Here is a 21,593-nt window from a genome sequence, read left to right on the forward strand (position 1 = left end):
GCTTCCTTCAGATTCCACCTCACGATGGACACCCTTGCCTTCGGCTAATGGTTGGCACTACAAACCCCCATTCAGGACTTTCACCCTATAGCTATTTACCATGCACGGCACACCAAAATAAAAAAGGCCGACAAATGTCGACCTTTTTTTTGTGGGGAGTACTGGATTCGAACCAGTGACCCCCTGGGTGTAAACCAGGTGCTCTGAACCAACTGAGCTAACCCCCCAATATTTACTCTTACAGCGTTCTTTTTATTAGTTGCGATTGCTCTGAACCAATGCCGAAAAACCCAAATTTTTAACTTGCTGGTTTTTCGTGCATCCTCGATAAAAAACGAAATCATAGATTCCTGTTTTATCGGGACTGAGCTAACCCACCAAATATTTTAAAACAGTATCGAAGCACATTAAAAAAGAGGTCAACCAAAATCAACCTCTTTTGTGGGGAGTACTGGATTCGAACCAGTGACCCCCTGGGTGTAAACCAGGTGCTCTGAACCAACTGAGCTAACCCCCCCCAATATGCTTATTTCTGTTTCTGAACGCGCCCCCTTTTCAGTAAGGCGCTGCAAATATAAAACCTATTTTCAGTTCTGCAAAAATTTTTTCAAGAATTTTATCAAAGTACTTCCGCTACAACAAATGTACTGCCCCCTACAAATATCATATCCGTATCATCTGCAACAAGCTGCGCATTTTTATATGCCTCGCTTACTGATGGATACACCTGCCCGATTAAACCAAACTCCTTTGCTCGTGCTGCCAGCTCTTCGGCATCCATGGCCCGGGCAATATCTGCTTTTACAAAATAATAGTTCGCCTGTTTGGGCAAAAGTGCCAGAACTTTCGCCGGATCTTTATCGCCAACAGTGCCAAAAATAAAATGTAACTGTTTATAAGCTGTATTTTCCAGCTGTTGAACCAACGACTTCATTCCATCTTCGTTATGCCCGGTATCGCAAACCGTTAACGGATTGGTGCCGATTACCTGCCAGCGCCCCAGCAAGCCGGTAGTGGCAACCACATTTTCCAGTCCTTCGCGTAAGTTATCTTCTGTTATTTTATAGCCCTTCTCATTTAAAAGATCAACAGCTTTTAATACAACCGGTATATTTTTATGCTGGTATTGCCCCAATAAATCCAATGCTAATTGAGGGTAAACATCCTTTCCCTGCTTTTGCACATTAAGCTGTTGTTTGCCATCCATACTCAACATCGAATAGGCAACGTTGTATTCCTGATCCGCAAAATAAATTGAAGTATCCACTTCCTGCGCCTTTCTGTTAAAAACCGAAGCAGTTTCGTTTTGAGTTGTTCCAATTACCACCGGAACATCTCTTTTTATAATGCCTGCCTTTTCTCCGGCAATCTTCTGCAAAGTATCTCCCAGCAGGTTGGTATGATCTAAACCGATATTGGTAATAATACTTACATCGGGGGAAATAATATTGGTAGAATCGAGTCGTCCGCCTAGACCAACTTCCATTACCGCCACATCAATTTCCTGATCGGCAAAATAATCGAATGCCATGGCTACCGTCAATTCGAAGAACGACGGCTGAATTTTCCACAATTCGTTGTTAGCTTTAAAGTTACTAACCCAATCAACCACATCCGATTCCGGCATCATCTGCCCATTTATTTTTATGCGTTCGCGAAAATCTTTCAGGTGTGGCGAAGTATATAAACCGGTTTTATATCCGGCCGCCTGAAGCACCGAGGCCAGCATATGCGAAACCGATCCTTTTCCGTTTGTTCCGGCAACATGGATGGTTCGGTACTTTCGGTGCGGATGACCATAATTTTCATCCAGCTTCAAGGTATTTTCCAGGGTGTTTTTATAGGCAGCCGGCCCAGTTCGCTGAAACATAGGCAACTGACTAAACAGATAATCTAAAGTAGCTTTGTAATCCAATGAAACGTACATTATAATAAGTCTTTTTTATACAACGGAACTTGTTTATGTGAGCTCCATCTGTTACCACAGTAATTCAACCATTTTAAACAGATGAATTCAATATTTATTAACGGGTGCAAGTTTATTAATTTTTGGCGCATCAGCTCCGATTTCTACCGAAATTATATACATTTAAAACAAATCATTTAGATATGCTGAGTAAAACCAAAAAGAGTAAAATTTTCGTTCTTGATACAAACGTAATTTTACACGATCACACCTGTATTTACCAGTTCCAGGATAACGACATTATCCTTCCGATTACAGTACTCGAGGAGCTGGATAAATTTAAACGAGGAAACGACCTGATCAACTTTCAGGCACGCGAATTTACCCGAGTGCTCGATGAAATTGTTGGAGATGACATTTTTAACGGCGGGAAATCGCTGGGTGCAGGAAAAGGGCGCATACGAATTGAAACCGGAAAACCGTTCTCGGATGAGTTAAAAGCCTCATTTCGTGAAGATATTCCCGATCACAGAATCCTGGCGATAGCAGATTTTACCGCAAAAACTTATCCGCGCCGAAAAACGGTTCTGATCAGTAAAGACATCAACCTTCGGATGAAAGCCAAGTCGCTGGGAATTCAGGCTGAAGATTACAAAACCGACCAGGTAACCGACGAGAATGTGCTGGATAAAACCATCACGACCTTCGATAATTTTGACGATATAGTTATCGACCAGCTTTATCAGCAGGGATCATTTGCAAAGGCCGATGTAAAAGATTTTAATCCCGATGCCAACGAATGTTACATTTTCAGAGGCAACCAGTCGAGTGCACTGGCACGTTACGACGCCAAATCGGAGCGCATTTACCGGGTAGAGAAAAAATCGGCTTATGGCATAAAACCGCGAAATGCGGAACAGACGTTTAGTTTGAACATGCTGATGGATCCCGAAGTAAGGCTTATAGCGCTTACCGGAAAAGCCGGAACAGGAAAAACCCTGCTGGCTTTGGCTGCAGCAATTGAGCAACACCGCCAATACGAGCAAATACTTTTGGCCCGCCCAATTGTAGCATTAAGTAACCGCGACCTTGGCTATTTGCCCGGCGACGCCAGCGAAAAAATCAACCCGTATATGCAGCCGCTATACGATAACCTGGCTGTTATTAAGCATACTTTTAACCCGCGAAGCAACGAGTACCAGCTGATTGAAGAAATGGTGAAAGATGAAAAGCTAAACATAACACCGCTGGCCTACATCCGCGGCCGAAGTTTGTCAAATGCCTTTTTTATTATCGACGAAGCGCAAAACCTTACTCCGCACGAAATTAAAACCATTATTACCCGTGCCGGAGAAGGAACAAGAATGGTATTTACCGGCGATTTGTGGCAAATCGACTCGCCCTATCTCGATATGAAATCGAACGGGCTGGCTTACATGGTGGATCGTATGCGCAATCAGGAATTGTTTGCACACATTAATTTGGTGAAAGGCGAACGCAGTTATCTGGCCGAACTTGCCAGTAACTTGTTATAGAACGTTATTCCGTCCGTCAGCTGACGGATTCGGAATCTATTGAGTAATAAAGATGCTGAAATAAGTTCAGCATGACGTAACACAGAATAATAGATTCAGAAAGAAGTATTTGCAATAAGCAGCTTTTTTCTACCTTTGCAGCCTATTTAGAATAATTCAAGATAGCAAGATGAATTACAAGGGGAAGAAAGCTGCTTTTTACACCTTAGGCTGTAAACTTAATTTTTCAGAAACATCAACCATTGCCGGCTCGTTTAAAGAGGTTGGTTTTGAACGCGTTGAGTTTGATGAAAAAGCCGATGTGTACGTGATAAATACCTGCTCGGTTACCAACCAGGGCGATAAGGCCAGTCGTAATATTGTGCGCAAGGCCGTAAAACAAAACCCTGACGCCATGGTAATTGTGGTGGGTTGTTACTCGCAACTGAAACCCGATGAAGTGGGACACATTGAAGGTGTTGACATGGTGCTGGGGACACAGGAAAAGTTTCACATTCCGCACTACCTTGGCGATTTGCAAAAACGCGAAACCACCGAAATCAGAACCACACGTTTGGCCGATATAAAAAGTTACCACAAAGCATTTTCGTGGGGCGACCGCACGCGCAGTTTCCTGAAAGTGCAGGACGGATGCGACTATTACTGCTCGTTTTGCACCATTCCGTATGCACGCGGACGAAGCAGAAACGACAATATCGTCAACACGGTTAAAGAAGCACAAAAATCCGTTCATAAAGGCTACAAAGAAATTATACTCACCGGTGTAAATATTGGCGATTTCGGTAAATCTACCGGCGAGAATTTTCTTGATTTGCTAAAAGCGCTGGAACAGGTTGAGGGACTGGAACGACTTCGTTTAGGCTCGATTGAGCCAAACCTGTTAAAAGACGAAATCATCGAACTGGTATCCAAATCGAAAGTTATTATGCCACACTTTCATTTGCCTTTGCAATCCGGCTCCGATGAAATTTTGTCGCTGATGAAACGAAAATATTCTACCGATTTGTACCGAAAACGAGTGGAACGTATTCGCGAAATTGTACCACATGCGTTTATTGGTGTTGATGTAATTGCCGGTACCAATGGCGAAACCGAAAAGTATTTCCAGGAATCGTTCGACTTCCTTAACAGTCTGGAAATTTCGCAGCTGCATGCGTTTACCTACTCGGAAAGAAGTGGAACGCAAGCCTTGAAAATTCCGTGGAAAGTTGATGTGGAAGAACGCAAAAACCGCACGCAAAAATACATCAACTTATCGGAGAAAAAACTACGTGCTTTTTACGAAAAACACATAGGTTCATCACAATCGGCACTTTTTGAGGCACAGAAAAGCCAGGATAAAATGCATGGTTTTACCGAAAACTACATTAAAATAGAGGTGCCCTACCAGGAAGAACTGGTAAATAAGCTGGGCAGCGTAAAATTAAAGTCAATTCTGCCAAACGGTAACGTTGCGGTGGATTTCAACGCCTGATTTTTCAATACTTTTGTGCAAAACAGCTAAAAATGGATTACAAAGAACTTTGTTTTCAAGTACAAAATATAGCACACAGCACAGGTAATTTTATCCGTGGCGAGCAGAAAAAGATTTCGGAGAAAAATATTGAAATTAAAAGTGTTGCCAGTCTGGTAACTTACGTTGATAAAACGGCAGAAAAACAAATTGTTAATGCCTTAAAAGAGCTGCTTCCGGAGGCCGGTTTTGTTGCCGAGGAAGGAACTGCCAAATCAAATAATGAAAAATATACCTGGTTTGTCGATCCGCTGGATGGAACAACCAATTACCTGCACGGATTAGCACCGCACTCGGTGAGTATTGCGTTGGCCGAAGGTGATGAATTAGTTTTAGGCGTGGTTTACGAAATTGGCGCCGACGAAATGTTTTATTCATGGAAAGGTGGCCCTGCATACTGCAACGAAGTTATCATTGAAACAGCAAAACGATCAAAATCGGAAGACACCTTGATTGCTACCGGATTTCCTTATTACGATTTCGACAAAGTGGATGAGTACATTTCCGCGATGAAAGAACTGATGCAATCAACACGCGGAATTCGCCGTTTTGGATCGGCAGCCGTAGACTTGTGTTACGTTGCAGCCGGTCGTTTCGATGCATTTTACGAACATGCCCTGCATGCCTGGGATGTGGCAGCAGGCGTATTTATTCTCCAACAAGCCGGCGGAAAAACGACCGATTTTAGTGGAGGCGACAACTGGTTGTTTGGCGGCGAAATTGTTTCGGCCAGCGATGCTTATTTCCCCGAATTCTATGGAATAATCAATAAGCACCTGGGATAGGAACCGTTTTTTGCATATTTTTTCATGCATTTTGTGCCTATTTTTGCATTATAATATATGCACTTTAGGCTATATTTGTATATTAATTTATGCGATTAATGGAACAGATAAACATTCTATATCAAAGCATTCTTTCCCGTACAAACACAAAATTCATTCGATTTTTGTTTAATAAAATTAACCTGGAAAATCGGATGAATGCCATTATAGGATCGCGTGGAGCAGGAAAAACCACACTGCTTCTCCAACTTATAAAACAGAAACTCCCCATAACCAAAACACTCTACCTAAGTGCCGACAATATTTACCTTACAAATTTAAATCTGTTTGAACTGGCACAGAAATTTAGCAACACAGGCGGATTATTCCTTTTTATCGATGAAATCCACAAATACCCAAACTGGTCGCAGGAGCTTAAAATGATCTATGATTATTTGCCCGACCTGAAGGTTGTATTCACCGGATCATCAATCCTCGATATCTACAAAGGATATGCTGATTTGAGCCGTAGAGTACTTACCTATTATCTTCCGGGCTTGTCGTTCCGCGAATACATTGAATTCAAAACAAACAATAAATTACCGGTGTATTCTTTGGAACAAATCGTAAAAAACGAGATTTCATTTGATGGTTTTAAGCCACTGGAACAATTTAGCGAATACATCAAATCAGGCTATTTCCCGTTTTTTAAGGAGCCCGGTTATATCGAAAAACTAAACAACACCATAAACCTGACTTTAGAAACCGATATCCCCAACCATACCGGAATGAATATAGCCACAGTAAATAAGTTAAAGCAACTGCTATACATCGTCTCCCAATCAGTTCCGTTTAAACCAAACATGTCGAAAATAGCCGAAATGATTGGAATAAACAGAAACCAGGTAGCCGAATACCTCCATTATTTTGAACGCGCCGGACTGATTCTTCAACTTCGGGAAGCGACCAAAGGCATAAGGTTAATGGGAAAAGTTCAAAAAATATATCTTAATAACCCCAATTTCATTCATCTGTTTGCAGAAGGAAATCCCAACATTGGAAATATCCGTGAAACCTTTTTCTTTAATCAGATGAGCCCCTATCACCAGGTGTTTTCAGCACAAAAGGGGGATTTTACGGTAGATTCATTAACATTTGAAATTGGCGGAAAATCGAAAAACAACAGGCAAATAAAAAACGTGGAAAATTCATATATTGTTAAAGACGATATCGAATACGGGAGCGGTAACACAATTCCACTTTGGGCATTTGGCCTCACCTATTGATTGCTTTTCTTTGTATCTTGCAGAAAACAAAATACCATGGCAGAAAAACAAATTGCACTTCTTCGCGAACAGCTCGCAAAATTAGACGAAAAGAAATTCGATCTTGATGCCTGGAAAACGCACACCCTCATTTTTTTGGAGCGCATTTTCGGGAAAGACAACTCGAAGTTAAAGTTGATTCAGGACCTGCATTACGATTACTCGAGCTGGAGTTTGCGTGACACCGCTGCTGCCGGAAAAACAAAAGACAAAGACCCGGTAAAATTGCGCGCCAGCGAAATTCTGGAAGCAACTATTCTTGAGCTGGAAACACTCGGGCTTCCCGAAGGAGAAGAAGAACAGCAAAAACTCTGGAAATTACTTCAGGATGAGTTAACCGGAAAACAGGTGAAAGAAATTGAGGCTTTGGCAAAATCAGACGACAAAGAGAAAACAAAAAAAATCAGCGGAATTCTTGAAAACCTCGACAAAGAAAACCTTTCTTTGCTGATCGCAAAACTACTTTTGAGCTGATTTATGAGCAAAGACAAAAAAATTGCCATTGTAATTTTAAACTGGAACGGGCTTAAACTTTTCCCCGATTATCTCCCATCTGTAATCGAACATTCAAAAGGCGAAAACATTGAGCTAATTGTTGCAGACAACGGATCAACCGACCATTCGCTGGAATTTTTGAAAGCCAATTTTCCCGAAGTAACACTGCTCAACCTAAAAGAAAATTACGGCTTTGCCAAAGGCTACAATGTGGCTTTAAACCAGATTGAGGCTGATTATTTTGTGCTGCTGAATTCGGATGTTAAAGTGGAAGAAAACTGGATTCATCCGTGTATCGATCAGTTTGATCGCGATGAAAAAGTTGTTGCCGTTCAGCCAAAGATATTGAGCTTTAATAAACCCGAATTTTTCGAATACGCCGGAGCAGCCGGCGGTTTTATCGATAAATTTGGATATCCGTTTTGTCGTGGACGAATTCTGGACCATGTGGAGAAAGATGAAAATCAATACAATCAGCCGGGCGAAATTTTCTGGGCCACGGGAGCTTGCATGTTTGTTCGGGCCGAAGCTTTTAAAACCTCGGGCGGCCTGGATGCCGATTTCTGGGCACACATGGAAGAAATTGACTGGTGCTGGCGAATGAAAAACCAGGGCTACAAAATTGTGTACGAACCAGCCAGTGTTGTTTATCATTTGGGCGGAGGCAGCCTCGAGTATGGAAATCCCAAAAAGGTTTACCTTAATTTCCGCAACAACTTATACATGCTTTATAAGAACCTGCCGAAAAACAAATTCCTGCCCATCTTCTTAAGCCGAATGATATTGGATGGCGTTGCCGCTGCCAAGTTCCTGTTAGGAGCAGAGTTTAAAGCTTTTGGAGCCGTGGCTAAAGCACATCTCTTTTTCTACAAAAATCTTTCGGCACTGCGTAAAAAACGAAAGGAATTGTTAAAGTTGGCAAGTGTTAACAATCACAAACAGATTTACCCGAAAAGCATTATGTGGAAGTTCTTTGTTCAGAAAAAATATAAATTTGCCGAACTGAATTTCAAGCCGGAATAACCATGCAAAAATTAAAATTTCAAGAGCCCGTTTATACTTACCACATTGATTTTGTTGGACATGTTAACAACATTATTTACGTGCAATGGCTGGAAAATGCCCGGGTAAAACTTATTGAAGCCATGGGGTTGTCCATCGCGCAAATTGCTGTCGACGACGATATTTTACCCATTATTACAGAAACCAACATTCAATACAAAAAGCCCTTCTTCCTGAGTAACGAAGTGCATGTTGAAGTGTGGGTCTCGGAGATCTTCAACGTATCGGCCAACTTTAAATTCCGTTTCCGAAACGAAAAAGGTGAGATCTGCTCCACCGCACAACAAAAAGTTTTGTTCATCGATCGGGGCACACAACGCCCTTCGCGCAAGTTTGTGAAATACAGGGAGCTTTTTGAAAAATACCTTCTGAAAGACAGCGAAATTTAAGAGTACATTCATTAATCGTTTGAACGTCATCCTGAACCTGATTCGGGATTTTTATTTTCCGATTTATCAGGTCGAATAGATTCTGAATCCGTCAGCTGACGAACAGAATGACGTGCTCAGTCATTCTAAATAGTCTTTGACACCAGAACTTTCCTTTGCCAATTAAAAAATCCGTTATACCTTTACTCCCGATATTTACGCAATGGGGTGTCCCGATTAAACTTTGGGACTGAGATTATACTCAATGAACCTGATCCGGTTAGCACCGGCGTAGGGAGAGCGAAAAGGATTTGTTCCTACCTCATTGGTTAGTTTTTTAACCAATTATTCAAAAATGAAAAAATTTAGTTTAATGCTGCTGTTGCAACTAATGGCAGTAATTGCTTTCGGGCAAATGAATTTAACAGGCCTTGTTAAAGGAGACGGAGAAGCTTTGGCCGGTGCCAGCGTGGTAATCGAAAAATCGTTTTATGGCGTTTCAACCCGGGCCAACGGAAGTTTTGAATTTAAAAACCTGAAACCCGGCAATTACACCCTGCTGGTTTCGTTTGTCGGTTTCGAACCTCAGGAAGTTCCTGTTTCGGTGCCAACAACTGAGCCCCTTGAGATCAATCTTAAAGCCAGTAACTTTTTTACTGACGAAGTACAAATTACGGCCACACGTGCCGGAAACAAAACTCCGGTGGCATTTACCAACCTGTCGAAACAAGAACTGGATGCCAATAATTCGGGGCAGGACATTCCTTATTTACTGGGAATTACACCATCCCTGGTTCAGTCATCGGAAGCCGGGGCCGGAATCGGGTACACCAGTTTCAGAATTCGCGGAACCGATCCTACCCGCATAAACGTAACGATCGATGGTGTTCCGCTAAACGATTCGGAATCGCAAGGTGTTTTCTGGCCCAATATGCCCGATTTTGCCAGCTCGGTAGAAAACGTGCAGATACAACGTGGCGTGGGCACATCAACGAACGGAGCGGCGGCATTTGGCGCTACCATTAATTTCCAAACACAAAACGTTAATCCGAATAGCTATGCTGAAATTACGAGCATGGCCGGTTCGTTCAACACGTTTAAAAACAGCGTTAAAGTTGGAACCGGAATAATCAACGACCATTTTACATTTGATGCCCGCTTTTCGAAACTAAATTCTGACGGTTACATCGATTACGGATTTTCAGATCATAAATCAATGTACATGGCTGCCGGATACCACACCGAAAAAAGTTCGGTAAAAGCGAAGATAATCCATGGCGATCAGCGTACCGGAATTACCTGGTGGGGAAATCCCGACGTGGAAGGACTTGGCAGAACGTATAATCCGGCAGGCGAATACGTTGATGAATACGGGCAGACCCAATACTACGAAGATCAGACAGACAATTACAAACAGACACATTTTATCCTGAACTACTCTTCAAAATTGTCGGAATCTCTTCACTTCAACACCTCGTTACATTATACCCGCGGAAAAGGATATTACGAACAGTACAAACAAGATGAAAGTTTCCCGGATTACGGGTTGGAAGATGTGGTGTTAACCGGCGGTGAAATAATAAGCACTACTGATTTAATTCGTCAGAAATGGCTCGACAATCATTTTTACGGAATGGTTTTCGGTTTGAGCTACCAAAAAGAAGCACTGAACTTTACCCTGGGCGGTGGCTGGAACAAATACGACGGCGATCATTATGGGAATATTACTTGGATGCGCTACGCCGGAAAAAGCGAAAAGGATTATGAATGGTATTTAAACAACGGGAAAAAAACCGATTACAACCTTTATGCAAAAACAAGTTACCAGCTTACTGGGGTACTAAGCGCTTATGCCGATATTCAGCTGCGTGGAATTAACTATGATATTACCGGGATTGACGACGACAGAGTGGATATGACAATGAACCACGATTTTCTGTTTGTAAACCCGAAACTGGGATTGTTTGCACAACTCGATGCCAAAAATGCAGTTTATGCATCGTTTGCTTTGGCGCACCGCGAGCCTACACGTGCCAATTTTAAAGAGGCAAAAACCTATCCCTCTTTAACACCAAAAGACGAAGCCTTGTACGATTACGAAGCCGGATATAAATTTAACGGCAACACATCGGCATTTGGTGCCAACCTTTACTATATGTTTTACCGCGACCAATTGGTACCAACAGGTGAAAAAAGTTCAGTGGGTTACGATATTATGACCAATGTTGACAAAAGCTACCGACTGGGAATTGAATTAACCGGTGGATTAAAAATCACAACCTGGTTAAAATGGGACGCAAATCTTACCCTTAGCAGCAATAAAATTATTGATTACGTTGACCATACATCGGGAGCAGGCGGCGATGGCGTTAACTTTAAAGAACTGGGAAATACCGACATCTCCTATTCTCCGAATGTTATTGCAAATAATATTGTAAGCGTTATGCCGTTCAGCAACTTCGATATCAAATTAATAAGCAAGTATGTAGGTGAACAACATTTTGACAACACCTCGAGCACCGACCGGGTAATTGAGGCCTATTTTGTAAACGACCTGAGATTTGATTATTCGCTGGATAACGTTCTGTTCTCGCAGGTAAATCTCTTTGCTCAGATAAATAATTTATTCGATGCCAAATACAGCAACAATGCTTACGGAGGGCACTGGTACGAAAACGGGAAAGATTATACCTGGGCATATTATTTTCCGCAGGCCGGAACAAACTTCATGCTTGGAGCAAGCTTTACGTTTTAACCACAACTTACCAGATATCGCTATAAATAAAAACGGCCGCACTATCTTGTGCAGCCGTTTTTTTTATTGAATATTGTTCTATTGCAAAATCACTTTGCCCTCTATTTCTACCAACAGATCATCGCGGCAAATATCGGCCAGAATATAAACTACCGGCAAATCGCCGTAAAACTTTTTCACCACATCACGAATTTTAGTGTAATCTGTACGGTTCTTAACGTAAACGCGGGTGTGTCCGAATTCCGGATGAGCAACCTCATCGGGTAAAGCAGCCAAAACCTCATCGGCATACAAACGTTGCATATTCTGAATGGTCACTTCGGTTTGTTTTGCCGCATCGCCAACTCCAACCGTATTTTCGCCAATAATAGATGCTGTTCCTGAAATAAAAATCAACTTTTTGTTGCGATACCTGAGATAACGGGCGCGCTCGAACTTTGGAGTGGTTTTCAGGTTACACGCTTCGCCAACCAAAACCTGGTCGGTGTACTGATGTGCCGAAACCTGATCGGGATTATCAACCGGCTGCGTTAGAACTTCTTTTGATTTTACCGCTACATACTCAATTAGCACACCACCGTGAGTCATACCAATTCCCGTTGCTGCCGGGTAGCCGCCTTGCTCAAAAACTTTCCCGTAGGCATCCGAGCGCACGTTGTTAAACTCTTGATAACGCTGCTCTTCGCCATCAAACCCCAGAATATCTTCCAGGTAATTCCACTGGCGAACAATCGAATTTAACGGAAACTGTGCTTCCTCGAAAGTTTCAACCAACTCATCAAAAGCCTTTTCGGCATTTAACTTACAATTGCTGTTTTGATTGGCATGAACGGTTCCCAGCAAAATTTCGGTTGTGCCGTTCAGAAACAAGGCCGTACTATTTTCGCCTTCTGAAAGCATCTGGCAATCCCAGCTTTCCGGATCGTAATAATACGCCTCAACGATTACCTTGCAACTTAATGGCGCCTGCGAAATAAAGCTGATCAGAATTTCGTTTCCAAATCGTTCTTTTACCTGATTACGAACATCCTTTAGCAGTTTATCGTACTCTGAATTTGAATTGGTATCGACAAAGAAATTTAGTTTGAAAATCCGTTTCCCTGAATTGACTTTCTCCAGCTGCTCCAGGCAGTTATTAATTTGCAAACCTAAGCCTTTACAACCGTTTTCAGGTTCTATATATGTTCTGTCTCCGTTTAGAAAATACATCCTACTCCCTCACTCAAAAAAGAAATGAAGCACAAATATGCGCGTTTTTTACTTGAAAATGGTGATTTCAGTCAAAATTCTTGTCATAAGTACAAAGAGCTTATTTCGATAATTCGTATTAACCACCATAAACATTCATCATTACCGGGAATCATGAACCGAAATGAAAGTTAAACAATGTTCGACAAACTCGCCCTCATTCCCTCTCTTCACGAAAAGAGAGACGATTGTATCGCAGGCACAATTAGTGCGAGTCAATAAATTCCGAAGCATATTTTGCTATTAATTTCCACTTGACTTTCGGAAAAAGTTAAGCCACTAATAATCGCCGGTTGCTGTGGCACCGTTTAGCACGGCCTCTGTTGAGCCAATACCCAAACGATCGGCGCCTTGCTCCAAAAAGGCAACTGCCGTTTCCCAGTCGCGAATACCACCCGAAGGCTTTACCTGCATTTTATCGCCAACGGTTTTTACCATTACTTCAATGTATTCAGGCTTCGCTCCGCCGGGGCCAAATCCGGTTGATGTTTTTACAAAGTCGGCACCGGCTTCGTACGATAATTTGCAGGCTTTGGCAATTTGCTCCAGCGTTAAATGACCGCTTTCCTGTATAACTTTTACCAGCACATTGTGTTGGTGCGCCACTTCAACAACGGCTTTAATATCCTCGCGAACATAGTCGTATTCGCCCGATAAAAAGCGGCCGATATTCATTACCATATCAATTTCGTCGGTTCCGTCTTCAATGGCCTGTTTGGCCTGAAATGCTTTTACCGGTGTTGCATCAGCTCCGTGCGGAAAACTGAGTACGCACGATACTTTTACACCACTGTTGTTCAATAATTCTTTGGCGGCTTTTATATCGCAGGGTTTTACGCACATACTGAAAACCTTATTTTTAATGCACATCTCGGCATTTTCTTTTAAATCGGCCAGTGTTTGTTCAGGTTTTAAAACCGCGTGGTCGATGGTTTGTGCTACTTGTTCTTTTGTGTACATATTCTATTCTTCTGTTAATGCTTTTAATATTTCCTGTGCTTGCGCAAAATCGGTGTCAACCACAAACAAATCAATGGCCGAAGGAACACCATCTCCATAACCGGCGGCGAGCCCCTGCTTAAATCTGTCTTTTATCAATGCATTGATACCGGCAGCTTCCAATTCCTGTTTTACCCGATTAATGATCACATCATCTCCGGTAATAAGTTTTACAATTTTATCTTGCTGTTCCATAAGGGGATATTTCGATGTTAATCTTCCATTTCTTTTAAAATCTGCTCCACCTGCTCGTTGGTTTTCGTTAATTTTTCTTTGCAGGTTTTAAGTAAAACCGATACGCGTTTTACTTTTTCGGCCAGTTCATCCACATCCAGCTCTTCGTTTTCAATTTTTTCCAGAATTTCTTCTATCTCGGCCATTGCCTCGCTGTATGATATTTTTTTTGCTGCCATTCTATTTCTTTTTTATGATTTTACTTTCAACAGTCCCATCGGCAAAACGGGTTTCCAGTTGTTCACCAACCGCCACATCGTTGCTCGATTTAATTATTTTTCCGTCTTTCAAAGTTAATGTAAATCCTCGTTTCAATACATTTTCAGGATTTAATAAACGTACTGAATTTTCGTTTATCAGAATGCGATCGCGCTCTTTTGCCAACAGGTTTTGTACACGTCCCGCTAACAGATCCTGCTGATGGTTTAATTTTGCGTCCGCTTTAAATACCGCCTCACCAACCAGCCGCCTCAGCATTCGTTGTGTTTTGCCCATATTATTTTTTGCTTCCACAAACCACACCGAAAGGCCGGAATCCAAACTATGTCGCAGCTCTGTTAGTTCGTTTTGTTTTTTAAACGAAAACCGACTAACATTTTGCTGCAGTTCGTTGCCGCGTTTGCTTAGCTGCCTTTGCCTGTCGTTAATAAAATCGGCAACCGAATATTTTAATCCTTCGGCTATTCTTTCCAGCTTATCCTGCTGAAATTCGAGCGTTTCGCGGGTTAATTGAACAATGCCGTTTTCCAGTTCGAGCAAACGTTCGTAGTAGCGTTCCACACCGCTCACAAAAAATTCGGCTACTGCTGTTGGCGTTTTCATGCGGGTGTGCGCCACCAAATCGATTATCGTATCATCTTTTTCGTGTCCAATTCCGGTAATCACCGGCAACGGAAACTGGGTAATATTCATCGCCAGGTCGTAATCATCGAAACTACTCAAATCGGCCGTTGCTCCACCTCCACGAATTATAGCTACTGCATCAAAAAAGTCGTCGTGAGCAAAAATCCGTTCCAGCGCATGAATTATCGACGGCACGGTTTCGGCTCCCTGCATATACGCCTCAAACAATTTGGTGTAGAACTTAAAACCGTATTCGTTGTTTTCCAGCTGGTTCATAAAATCCTGGTAACCGGCAGCCGTTGCCGACGAAATAACAGCGATTTTTTGCGGCACCAGCGGCAGTGACAGTTCCTTGTTCATATCAAAAACACCTTCGGCCTTCAAACGATTTATAATCTCTTTTCGCTGCATGGCCATGTCGCCAACCGTGTAAGTCGGGTCGATGTCTTTAATATTCAAACTCAAGCCATACGCCGAATGATATTCGACCGTTGCCTGAACCAACACTTTTATGCCTTCGGAAAAAAGCTGCCCGGTACTGGTTTCGAAATACGGTTTTAGCATGCGGTAGGTGTACGACCAGATTGTTGCCCGCGAACGTGCCGTTATGGTGTTGCCTTCTTTTTCAACCAACTCCAGGTAACAGTGGCCACTTCGGTTGTGCTTTAACTCGCTCACCTCGGCAACTACCCACACCGTTCCCGGAAATGCATCAAGCAAGGCATCTTTAATTTTTTGATTCAGTTCCGAAAGGGTAAATTTCTGGTTCATTCTTTACCTGATTTTATTGATTTTAAAGGTTTCAACACCATCTTTTGTTTTTACCAGAAGTAGAAAAATACCCGACTCTGTAGTCTCCAGATTATTTAACGTAACAATGGGGGCAGCCGGGAGTTGCCAGTTGTTTACCATCCGTCCATCCAGCGCGTAAAGTTTTATATCGAGACGGCCTGCCTGAATATTTGTTGCCGACTTCAACACAATCCGGTCTTTTACAGGATTTGGAAAGATTGTCCAGCTCCTGTTCTCCGTTGTAATATCTGCCGCTGCCGGGTTCAATAACGAACACGCCACTTGCATATTCGGAACTCCGTAACCTTGCAATGAATCGGGCGAATTATAAAGATGGCCGCTTTCTTCCAGCGCCGTTTTTATTTCTACAGCTGTTTTTTCAGGGTAGGCCTGCCACAACGATGCCGCCATTCCGGCCAATACCGGCGACGAAAACGAGGTTCCATTGGCAATTCCCACTGTTCCGTTAGAGCGTTGCAAAGTGGTTGAGTAGCCCATTGCTGACACATTGGGTTTTAAAGCACCATCGACAGCCGGACCGGCAGAGGAAAAAAATGCCGGAGAAAAGTTTGCATCTACTGCCGCAACACCTATAACATTCACCCCGTCAGACGGAGCAACAATACGAAACCAGGAATTATCCCGCTCGTTGCCGGCACTTGCAAACACCAGCATTCCGCGCGAGGCCGCTATATTCGCGCCCCTTGTTACACGTGTTGTTTTTCCATCCAGGTCGGCATAAGTGTGGTTGGTGGAGGCATCATCAAATTCGGTATATCCCAACGACGCATTAATAATATCAACTCCAACACTGTCGGCAAATTCAGCTGCTGCTACCCAGTTGTCTTCTTCCACTATGTATTCAGAGTCATTTTCTTCGGATCGTAACAACCAATAAGAAGCCTTGGGTGCAGTGCCAATCAATTCTCCGGGAATATTTCCGCCCATACAGGATAGCACACTCATTCCGTGATAGTTGGTAGAAAAGAAATCATCGCCGGGATTTACAAAATCCTTTGTTCCCAAAATCTGGTTATTCGCCCACAGGCTGTCGAAAGCGGGGAGCTCATCAACTTTGTAAAAGCCGGCATCCAACACGGCAATTTGTATTCCCTGTCCGCGAAAGTTCTCATTGTGCAACACTTGTCCTTCCATCATCCCAATCTGGTGAACGGAAGCACCATAAACAGAAGTATCGATGGGAGCCCGGTCGCTTAGTTGCTCATCAGCGAATTTGTTGTGGAGGCTTTTTGTGGACATACCGGGTTTCGTTAGCTGAACCTCGCGGATAAAACTCCAGTTACCGAGGCTGTCGGCTAATGTCGCCGAATCGCAGCGAACGGTAATACCATTGAGCCATTTTGAGGCATGTACCAATTCCACCTCGAGCGTGAGTACCGAGTCGATATAAGTCTGTTTTACCGGAAGGTCTAATGAATCGACAGCAATATTTTGATTGATACGGCGCTGAATAGCCCGCTCTGAAAGATACATTTCAGGATGATCAAGCGAATACTCCGAATTATTTTTATCGGTAAAACCGATCCAGAAATAATTCTGCGCATGAATAGCTTGCACCCCCAACCACAGCATGCCAAGGAGTAAAATTATATACCTCATTCTAATTAAATGTTCAATACCTATTAAACGTCCAAGTTAATGAATAAATAGCTTTTTACCTTGAACGGCAATCAGTTTTATCGCTGTCGTTGATCACGCATCATATATTCCGACGGGTCTTGTAAAAACTTTTCAGGATCGGGAATAGTGCCTTTGTTTTTTTCCAGGGCTTTCATTTTTAGGTTATCAAAACTGTCGCGAACAGCCGGATTCAGGATTTGTCCGTTATCGTAATAAAGTGTGTACTGCAGGTTGCCCTCTTTATCGAAGTACTTCCACTCGCCGTGGCGCAGGTTATTCCGGTATTCGGCAACCATTTCCTGGCGGCCGTTTTCATAACTTACCAAAAACAAACCATGCCGCATTCCCTGTTTCATTTTGCACTGCATGTAGGGTTCGCCGCTTTTATAAAAAATCTGGTAATCGCCGTCTTCCTTTTCGTTTACCCATTCTTTTTCTTCCATCACTTCGCCGGTATCGTAATACTGATGCGATTTACCGTTTTTCACCCCAAGCTTATATTCTTCGTCGGCAGTAAGCTGCCCATTCTTGTAAATTTTCCAAACACCTTCCTTCTGCTGATTTACATAATTTCCTTCGGCCACTTTTTTGCGCCAAACATCAAAAAGTTGCGTGTAGGCCGTGTCGCCTTTATACTCGATAATTGCTTTAACTTGCCCGCCCGGATGGTAGCGTTTCCACTCTCCTACCGGTTTGTCATCTTTAAAATATCCTTCGTAAAGCAAACGCCCGTTGTCCTGTTTTTTTTGCCAAAGCCCCTGGCGCAAACCATTGGCATCGGTTTGGTTGGTTTGTGCAAAAACCAACGTAGGAAGGAAGATGAGTAAAGCAAGCAAATATCTCATAACACACTATTTTAGGTAGAACGCGAAATTAGGGATTTATTTCAGTTGGCATAAAAAAAGCTTTCCATCAATCGATGAAAAGCCTGTAATTATCAAATTGCAATGTGTCTTTAATAAATTTCTTTGGTCATTCGCTCGGTAGCGATCATGTAGTAACGTGCAAAGTTATCGTCTTTCATAAAAACGTTAAGTTGCTCGCGCCAGCCTTCTGCCTCTTCTGAAAGTTCGGCAATACGTCGACCGGCTTCTTTATCGTTTGGATCGGCACGAAATGTTTTAATCACCGGAATAAATTCATCCATCCAGTCTTCGTAGCGGTCCATCAATTTTTGCTGATCGGCTTCCAACGGAAATTCAGCCTTATCGTTTAATACTTTGGCCGAGAGTTTTTCTCCTGCCACAAGGCTGGCTCCAAGTGTTAAGCCCAATTTAGTCAGAAAGCTTCTTCTGGTTTCTTCGTATTCGTTGCTCATTTCTGTGTTTTTTTAATCCACATTTCAGAAACACAATTTCGTTGGGAATGTTTACAGAACAAAGAAAAATCCTTCTTCATCATCCGATTTTAAGAAATTGAATTCATTTTCTTACATCTCAAACCTTCTTCCACAAAACATACAACACTTATTCAATGCTAGTTACACAACACAAAACCAACACCATCCAAATCCAATTCTTCTCTCTGACTTCAGCAATTGATTATCTCGATCAAAAAACTAATTTTTAATTTTATTTTCTTTGAAATATCATCTTTTTAATTTTTTTAATATGTTTTCTTTGCAGAAAGATACTGCATCAGAATAAATCAGAAAGCGGGTATCAAACAACAAATCACAAAGCTGATAAAACAGCAATGCTTGTAACAAAAACAAAAGAAAACATATTAAAATGAAACCTACATTGTTAGTATTAGCGGCCGGAATGGGAAGCCGCTACGGAGGATTAAAACAGATGGATCCGATTGGTCCATCGAACGAAACGATTATCGACTACTCGATTTACGATGCCATTGAGGCCGGATTTGGCAAAATAGTATTTGTTATTCGGGAAAGTTTTGCGCAGGAATTTAAAGCACTTTTTAACGCAAAAATCGCGGGCCGGATTGAAACAAAGTATGTAACACAGGAGATTGATAAAGTTCCGCAGAATTCTAAATACAATCCGGAAAGAGAAAAACCCTGGGGAACAGGACACGCCATTTTAATGGCAAAAGACTGCATAAACGAACCATTTGCAGTAATTAACGCCGACGATTATTACGGTGCGGGTGCATTTAAAACGATGGCCGATTTTCTGGCAACTGAAGCTACCGACAAGCAAAACTGCATGATTGGCTACGAACTGGAAAACACAATTTCAGAAAATGGCTACGTCTCAAGAGGCGTTTGTTCCATTGATGAAAACGGTTTCCTGCAAGAGGTAAACGAACGCACACACATTGAGCAAACCAAAGAAGGCATCGCCTACAAAGAAAATGACCAGTGGATTTCTCTCGCTCCTGATGCAGCTGTATCGATGAATTTTTGGGGCTTTACACCACAACTGTTCGGTCGTTTGGAAACGCAGTTTACCACCTTCCTGGAAGAAAAAGGCCAGGAACTAAAATCGGAGTTCTACATACCATTTGTAGTTTCAGAAATTATTAAGAACGAAACTACGCAGTTTAAAGTGCTGAAGTCGGATGCGCAATGGTTTGGTGTTACTTACAGCGAAGACAAAGCGAAAGCGGTAGAAGCTATAAACAGCCTGATCGACCAGAATGTGTACCCGTCCAAACTCTGGTAAAACAAAAGTTTACCAATAAATTAAGATAGTAATACCATCGAAAAAGCATTGAACGAAACCTTTTGCTTTTTACGATAGTGAATTAAAAACAAAGCGACAGACAAATAAGATGGCACTAATAAGCTCAATATCAGGAATCCGCGGAACAATTGGCGGACAACCCGGAGAGTCGCTCTCTCCTTTTGATATTTTAAAATTTACAGGTGCGTATGGAACCTGGATAAAACAATCGGCAGAAAAACCAACCGTAGTTATTGGTCGCGATGCGCGCGTGTCGGGACCAATGATTCTGAATTTAATTGTGGGAACGCTGAACAGCCTCGGAATCGATGTAATTGATTTGGGACTGGCAACAACCCCAACCGTGGAAATTGCCATCCCAATGGAAAAGGCAGATGGCGGAATTATCATCACTGCCAGCCACAACCCCGGCAACTGGAATGCGCTAAAATTACTGAACCACAAAGGCGAGTTTATTTCGCAGGCCGATGGCGAAGAAATCCTGAAACAGGCGCAAAAAGCCACTTTCGATTTTGTGGAAGCACAACAAATTGGCACCTACAAAACAAACGAAACGTATATCGACAAGCACATCGAAAGCATTCTGAACCTGCCACTGGTAGATAAAGAAGCAATAAAAGAGGCACAGCTAAAAGTAGCTGTTGATAGTGTAAATTCGGTTGGCAATCCATCAATCCCGAAATTGCTAAAAGCCTTGGCTGTTGCGGAAGTAGTAGAAATATTTGCCGAGCCTCATGGCCGCTTTTCCAGGGTTGCCGAGCCGCTTGAAGAAAACTTAACCGAATTGTGCAAAACCGTAAGCGAAAACAATCTGGACCTGGCAATTGCGGTCGATCCCGATGTGGACCGGCTGGCACTGGTTGACGAAAACGGAAAAGCCTTTGGCGAAGAATATACTTTAGTATCGATATCGGATTATATTTTATCGCACACACCCGGTAGCATTGCTGCCAACCTTTCGTCAACCAACGCTTTAAAAGACATTGCCAAAAAACACGATGTTCAGTTTTACGAGTCGGCAGTTGGCGAAGTAAATGTTGTGGAGCAAATGAAAAAAGTAAATGCGGTTATTGGTGGCGAAGGAAACGGAGGTGTGATTTATCCCGAGCTTCATTATGGGCGCGATGCTTTGGTGGGAATTGCATTGTTTCTTACCCAACTGGCAAAGTCGAAAAAAAGTGCATCAGCAATCAGAGCGCAATACCCGAACTACGAAATGTTGAAAGACAAAATTGAGTTTGATGCGCAAGTTGATTTAAACCAATTATTGCAAGACGTAAAAGCATCATTCCCTGATTGCAAAACCAACGAAATTGACGGCTTAAAACTCTATTTCGAAGATGGTTGGGCACACATGCGCAAATCGAACACCGAGCCAATTGTAAGGATTTACATCGAAAGCACATCGATTGACAGGGCTAAAGAGATAAATACCAAAATTCGTTCAATCACTAAAACCAATTAA

Annotated in this window: 19 protein-coding genes, 2 tRNA genes and 1 riboswitch; of the genes, 10 read left to right on the top strand and 11 right to left on the bottom strand. The window is 42.4% G+C overall.

Translation table 11 applies throughout. The features are described 5' to 3' along the window. Positions 1-152: 152 nt before the first annotated feature. The 3 genes from BMW53_RS09605 to BMW53_RS09615 form a co-directional block, all read right to left on the bottom strand. Positions 153-227: transfer RNA gene (locus BMW53_RS09605), tRNA-Val, on the bottom strand. Positions 228-442: 215 nt separating this feature from the next. Further along, positions 443-517: transfer RNA gene (locus tag BMW53_RS09610), tRNA-Val, on the bottom strand. A 102-nt stretch (positions 518-619) separates the two neighbouring features. Continuing rightward, positions 620-1,927, bottom strand: a complete 1,308-nt coding sequence (locus BMW53_RS09615; RefSeq protein WP_245749033.1) for a bifunctional folylpolyglutamate synthase/dihydrofolate synthase — start codon at positions 1,925-1,927, stop codon at positions 620-622. 182 nt (positions 1,928-2,109) lie between these two features. On the opposite strand from BMW53_RS09615, the gene BMW53_RS09620 reads away from it, so the two are divergent. From BMW53_RS09620 to BMW53_RS09655, 8 genes are all read left to right on the top strand, one after another. Beyond that, positions 2,110-3,441: a PhoH family protein gene (locus BMW53_RS09620; RefSeq protein WP_038555548.1), complete on the top strand. Its 1,332-nt coding sequence runs from the start codon at positions 2,110-2,112 to the stop codon at positions 3,439-3,441. A 169-nt stretch (positions 3,442-3,610) separates the two neighbouring features. Beyond that, positions 3,611-4,915 (top strand): tRNA (N(6)-L-threonylcarbamoyladenosine(37)-C(2))-methylthiotransferase MtaB, encoded by a 1,305-nt coding sequence (mtaB, locus tag BMW53_RS09625; protein ID WP_217642925.1) that lies wholly within the window; start codon positions 3,611-3,613, stop codon positions 4,913-4,915. 32 nt (positions 4,916-4,947) lie between these two features. Beyond that, positions 4,948-5,739 (top strand): inositol monophosphatase family protein, encoded by a 792-nt coding sequence (locus BMW53_RS09630; RefSeq protein WP_038555553.1) that lies wholly within the window; start codon positions 4,948-4,950, stop codon positions 5,737-5,739. A 98-nt stretch (positions 5,740-5,837) separates the two neighbouring features. Continuing rightward, on the top strand, positions 5,838-7,004 hold the full coding sequence (locus BMW53_RS09635; protein WP_038555558.1) for an ATP-binding protein: 1,167 nt from the start codon (positions 5,838-5,840) through the stop codon (positions 7,002-7,004). 36 nt (positions 7,005-7,040) lie between these two features. Next, positions 7,041-7,517 carry a hypothetical protein gene (locus BMW53_RS09640; RefSeq protein ID WP_074780581.1) on the top strand — a complete coding sequence of 159 codons (477 nt, stop codon included), beginning with the start codon at positions 7,041-7,043 and terminating at the stop codon, positions 7,515-7,517. Positions 7,518-7,520: 3 nt separating this feature from the next. Then, a complete protein-coding gene (locus BMW53_RS09645) occupies positions 7,521-8,561 on the top strand; it encodes a glycosyltransferase family 2 protein (RefSeq protein ID WP_038555562.1) in 1,041 nt (346 codons plus the stop codon). Positions 8,562-8,563: 2 nt separating this feature from the next. Further along, positions 8,564-8,989: an acyl-CoA thioesterase gene (locus BMW53_RS09650; protein WP_038555565.1), complete on the top strand. Its 426-nt coding sequence runs from the start codon at positions 8,564-8,566 to the stop codon at positions 8,987-8,989. A gap of 193 nt (positions 8,990-9,182) precedes the next feature. Next, positions 9,183-9,283: riboswitch (TPP riboswitch) on the top strand. Positions 9,284-9,323: 40 nt separating this feature from the next. Further along, on the top strand, positions 9,324-11,723 hold the full coding sequence (locus tag BMW53_RS09655) for a TonB-dependent receptor (protein WP_038563739.1): 2,400 nt from the start codon (positions 9,324-9,326) through the stop codon (positions 11,721-11,723). A gap of 78 nt (positions 11,724-11,801) precedes the next feature. Here the strand turns inward: BMW53_RS09655 and BMW53_RS09660 are convergent, their stop codons facing one another. The 8 genes from BMW53_RS09660 to BMW53_RS09690 all read right to left on the bottom strand — a co-directional run bounded on the left by BMW53_RS09660 (position 11,802) and on the right by BMW53_RS09690 (position 18,798). Then, positions 11,802-12,932, bottom strand: a complete 1,131-nt coding sequence (locus BMW53_RS09660; protein WP_038555568.1) for a chorismate transformation FkbO/Hyg5 family protein — start codon at positions 12,930-12,932, stop codon at positions 11,802-11,804. 318 nt (positions 12,933-13,250) lie between these two features. Continuing rightward, the gene (gene deoC, locus BMW53_RS09665; RefSeq protein WP_038555577.1) at positions 13,251-13,931 is read right to left on the bottom strand and encodes a deoxyribose-phosphate aldolase; all 681 of its coding nucleotides are present in this window, start codon (positions 13,929-13,931) and stop codon (positions 13,251-13,253) included. Between the two features lie 3 nt (positions 13,932-13,934). Further along, on the bottom strand, positions 13,935-14,165 hold the full coding sequence (locus BMW53_RS20635; RefSeq protein ID WP_038555581.1) for a putative signal transducing protein: 231 nt from the start codon (positions 14,163-14,165) through the stop codon (positions 13,935-13,937). A gap of 17 nt (positions 14,166-14,182) precedes the next feature. After that, the gene (gene xseB / locus BMW53_RS09670) at positions 14,183-14,383 is read right to left on the bottom strand and encodes an exodeoxyribonuclease VII small subunit (protein WP_038555584.1); all 201 of its coding nucleotides are present in this window, start codon (positions 14,381-14,383) and stop codon (positions 14,183-14,185) included. A 1-nt stretch (position 14,384) separates the two neighbouring features. Further along, entirely contained in the window at positions 14,385-15,818 is a 1,434-nt protein-coding gene (gene xseA, locus BMW53_RS09675) for an exodeoxyribonuclease VII large subunit (protein ID WP_038555587.1), read from the bottom strand. A gap of 3 nt (positions 15,819-15,821) precedes the next feature. Further along, positions 15,822-17,459 (bottom strand): S8 family serine peptidase, encoded by a 1,638-nt coding sequence (locus BMW53_RS09680; protein WP_081804751.1) that lies wholly within the window; start codon positions 17,457-17,459, stop codon positions 15,822-15,824. A gap of 77 nt (positions 17,460-17,536) precedes the next feature. Then, the gene (locus BMW53_RS09685; RefSeq protein WP_074780584.1) at positions 17,537-18,325 is read right to left on the bottom strand and encodes a toxin-antitoxin system YwqK family antitoxin; all 789 of its coding nucleotides are present in this window, start codon (positions 18,323-18,325) and stop codon (positions 17,537-17,539) included. Between the two features lie 110 nt (positions 18,326-18,435). Beyond that, positions 18,436-18,798: a hypothetical protein gene (locus BMW53_RS09690; protein ID WP_038555594.1), complete on the bottom strand. Its 363-nt coding sequence runs from the start codon at positions 18,796-18,798 to the stop codon at positions 18,436-18,438. A 412-nt stretch (positions 18,799-19,210) separates the two neighbouring features. On the opposite strand from BMW53_RS09690, the gene BMW53_RS09695 reads away from it, so the two are divergent. Continuing rightward, the gene (locus BMW53_RS09695; protein ID WP_038555597.1) at positions 19,211-20,107 is read left to right on the top strand and encodes a nucleotidyltransferase family protein; all 897 of its coding nucleotides are present in this window, start codon (positions 19,211-19,213) and stop codon (positions 20,105-20,107) included. A 109-nt stretch (positions 20,108-20,216) separates the two neighbouring features. After that, positions 20,217-21,593: a phosphoglucosamine mutase gene (gene glmM, locus BMW53_RS09700; protein ID WP_038555600.1), complete on the top strand. Its 1,377-nt coding sequence runs from the start codon at positions 20,217-20,219 to the stop codon at positions 21,591-21,593.

This window comes from Draconibacterium orientale, from assembly GCF_900111425.1.
Lineage (GTDB): Bacteria > Bacteroidota > Bacteroidia > Bacteroidales > Prolixibacteraceae > Draconibacterium > Draconibacterium orientale.

What these genes read in the sequence shown, in the direction of transcription:
- BMW53_RS09630 (WP_038555553.1), top strand. Translation starts at nt 4,948, where the DNA reads ATGGATTACAAAGAACTTTGTTTTCAAGTACAAAATATAGCACACAGC.
- BMW53_RS09695 (WP_038555597.1), top strand. Translation starts at nt 19,211, where the DNA reads ATGAAACCTACATTGTTAGTATTAGCGGCCGGAATGGGAAGCCGCTAC.
- BMW53_RS09645 (WP_038555562.1), top strand. Translation starts at nt 7,521, where the DNA reads ATGAGCAAAGACAAAAAAATTGCCATTGTAATTTTAAACTGGAACGGG.
- deoC (WP_038555577.1), bottom strand. Translation starts at nt 13,931, where the DNA reads ATGTACACAAAAGAACAAGTAGCACAAACCATCGACCACGCGGTTTTA.
- BMW53_RS09660 (WP_038555568.1), bottom strand. Translation starts at nt 12,932, where the DNA reads ATGTATTTTCTAAACGGAGACAGAACATATATAGAACCTGAAAACGGT.
- BMW53_RS09650 (WP_038555565.1), top strand. Translation starts at nt 8,564, where the DNA reads ATGCAAAAATTAAAATTTCAAGAGCCCGTTTATACTTACCACATTGAT.
- BMW53_RS09635 (WP_038555558.1), top strand. Translation starts at nt 5,838, where the DNA reads ATGGAACAGATAAACATTCTATATCAAAGCATTCTTTCCCGTACAAAC.
- BMW53_RS09620 (WP_038555548.1), top strand. Translation starts at nt 2,110, where the DNA reads ATGCTGAGTAAAACCAAAAAGAGTAAAATTTTCGTTCTTGATACAAAC.
- mtaB (WP_217642925.1), top strand. Translation starts at nt 3,611, where the DNA reads ATGAATTACAAGGGGAAGAAAGCTGCTTTTTACACCTTAGGCTGTAAA.
- BMW53_RS09690 (WP_038555594.1), bottom strand. Translation starts at nt 18,798, where the DNA reads ATGAGCAACGAATACGAAGAAACCAGAAGAAGCTTTCTGACTAAATTG.
- BMW53_RS09655 (WP_038563739.1), top strand. Translation starts at nt 9,324, where the DNA reads ATGAAAAAATTTAGTTTAATGCTGCTGTTGCAACTAATGGCAGTAATT.
- xseB (WP_038555584.1), bottom strand. Translation starts at nt 14,383, where the DNA reads ATGGCAGCAAAAAAAATATCATACAGCGAGGCAATGGCCGAGATAGAA.
- BMW53_RS09615 (WP_245749033.1), bottom strand. Translation starts at nt 1,927, where the DNA reads ATGTACGTTTCATTGGATTACAAAGCTACTTTAGATTATCTGTTTAGT.
- xseA (WP_038555587.1), bottom strand. Translation starts at nt 15,818, where the DNA reads ATGAACCAGAAATTTACCCTTTCGGAACTGAATCAAAAAATTAAAGAT.
- BMW53_RS20635 (WP_038555581.1), bottom strand. Translation starts at nt 14,165, where the DNA reads ATGGAACAGCAAGATAAAATTGTAAAACTTATTACCGGAGATGATGTG.
- glmM (WP_038555600.1), top strand. Translation starts at nt 20,217, where the DNA reads ATGGCACTAATAAGCTCAATATCAGGAATCCGCGGAACAATTGGCGGA.
- BMW53_RS09685 (WP_074780584.1), bottom strand. Translation starts at nt 18,325, where the DNA reads ATGAGATATTTGCTTGCTTTACTCATCTTCCTTCCTACGTTGGTTTTT.
- BMW53_RS09640 (WP_074780581.1), top strand. Translation starts at nt 7,041, where the DNA reads ATGGCAGAAAAACAAATTGCACTTCTTCGCGAACAGCTCGCAAAATTA.
- BMW53_RS09680 (WP_081804751.1), bottom strand. Translation starts at nt 17,459, where the DNA reads ATGAGGTATATAATTTTACTCCTTGGCATGCTGTGGTTGGGGGTGCAA.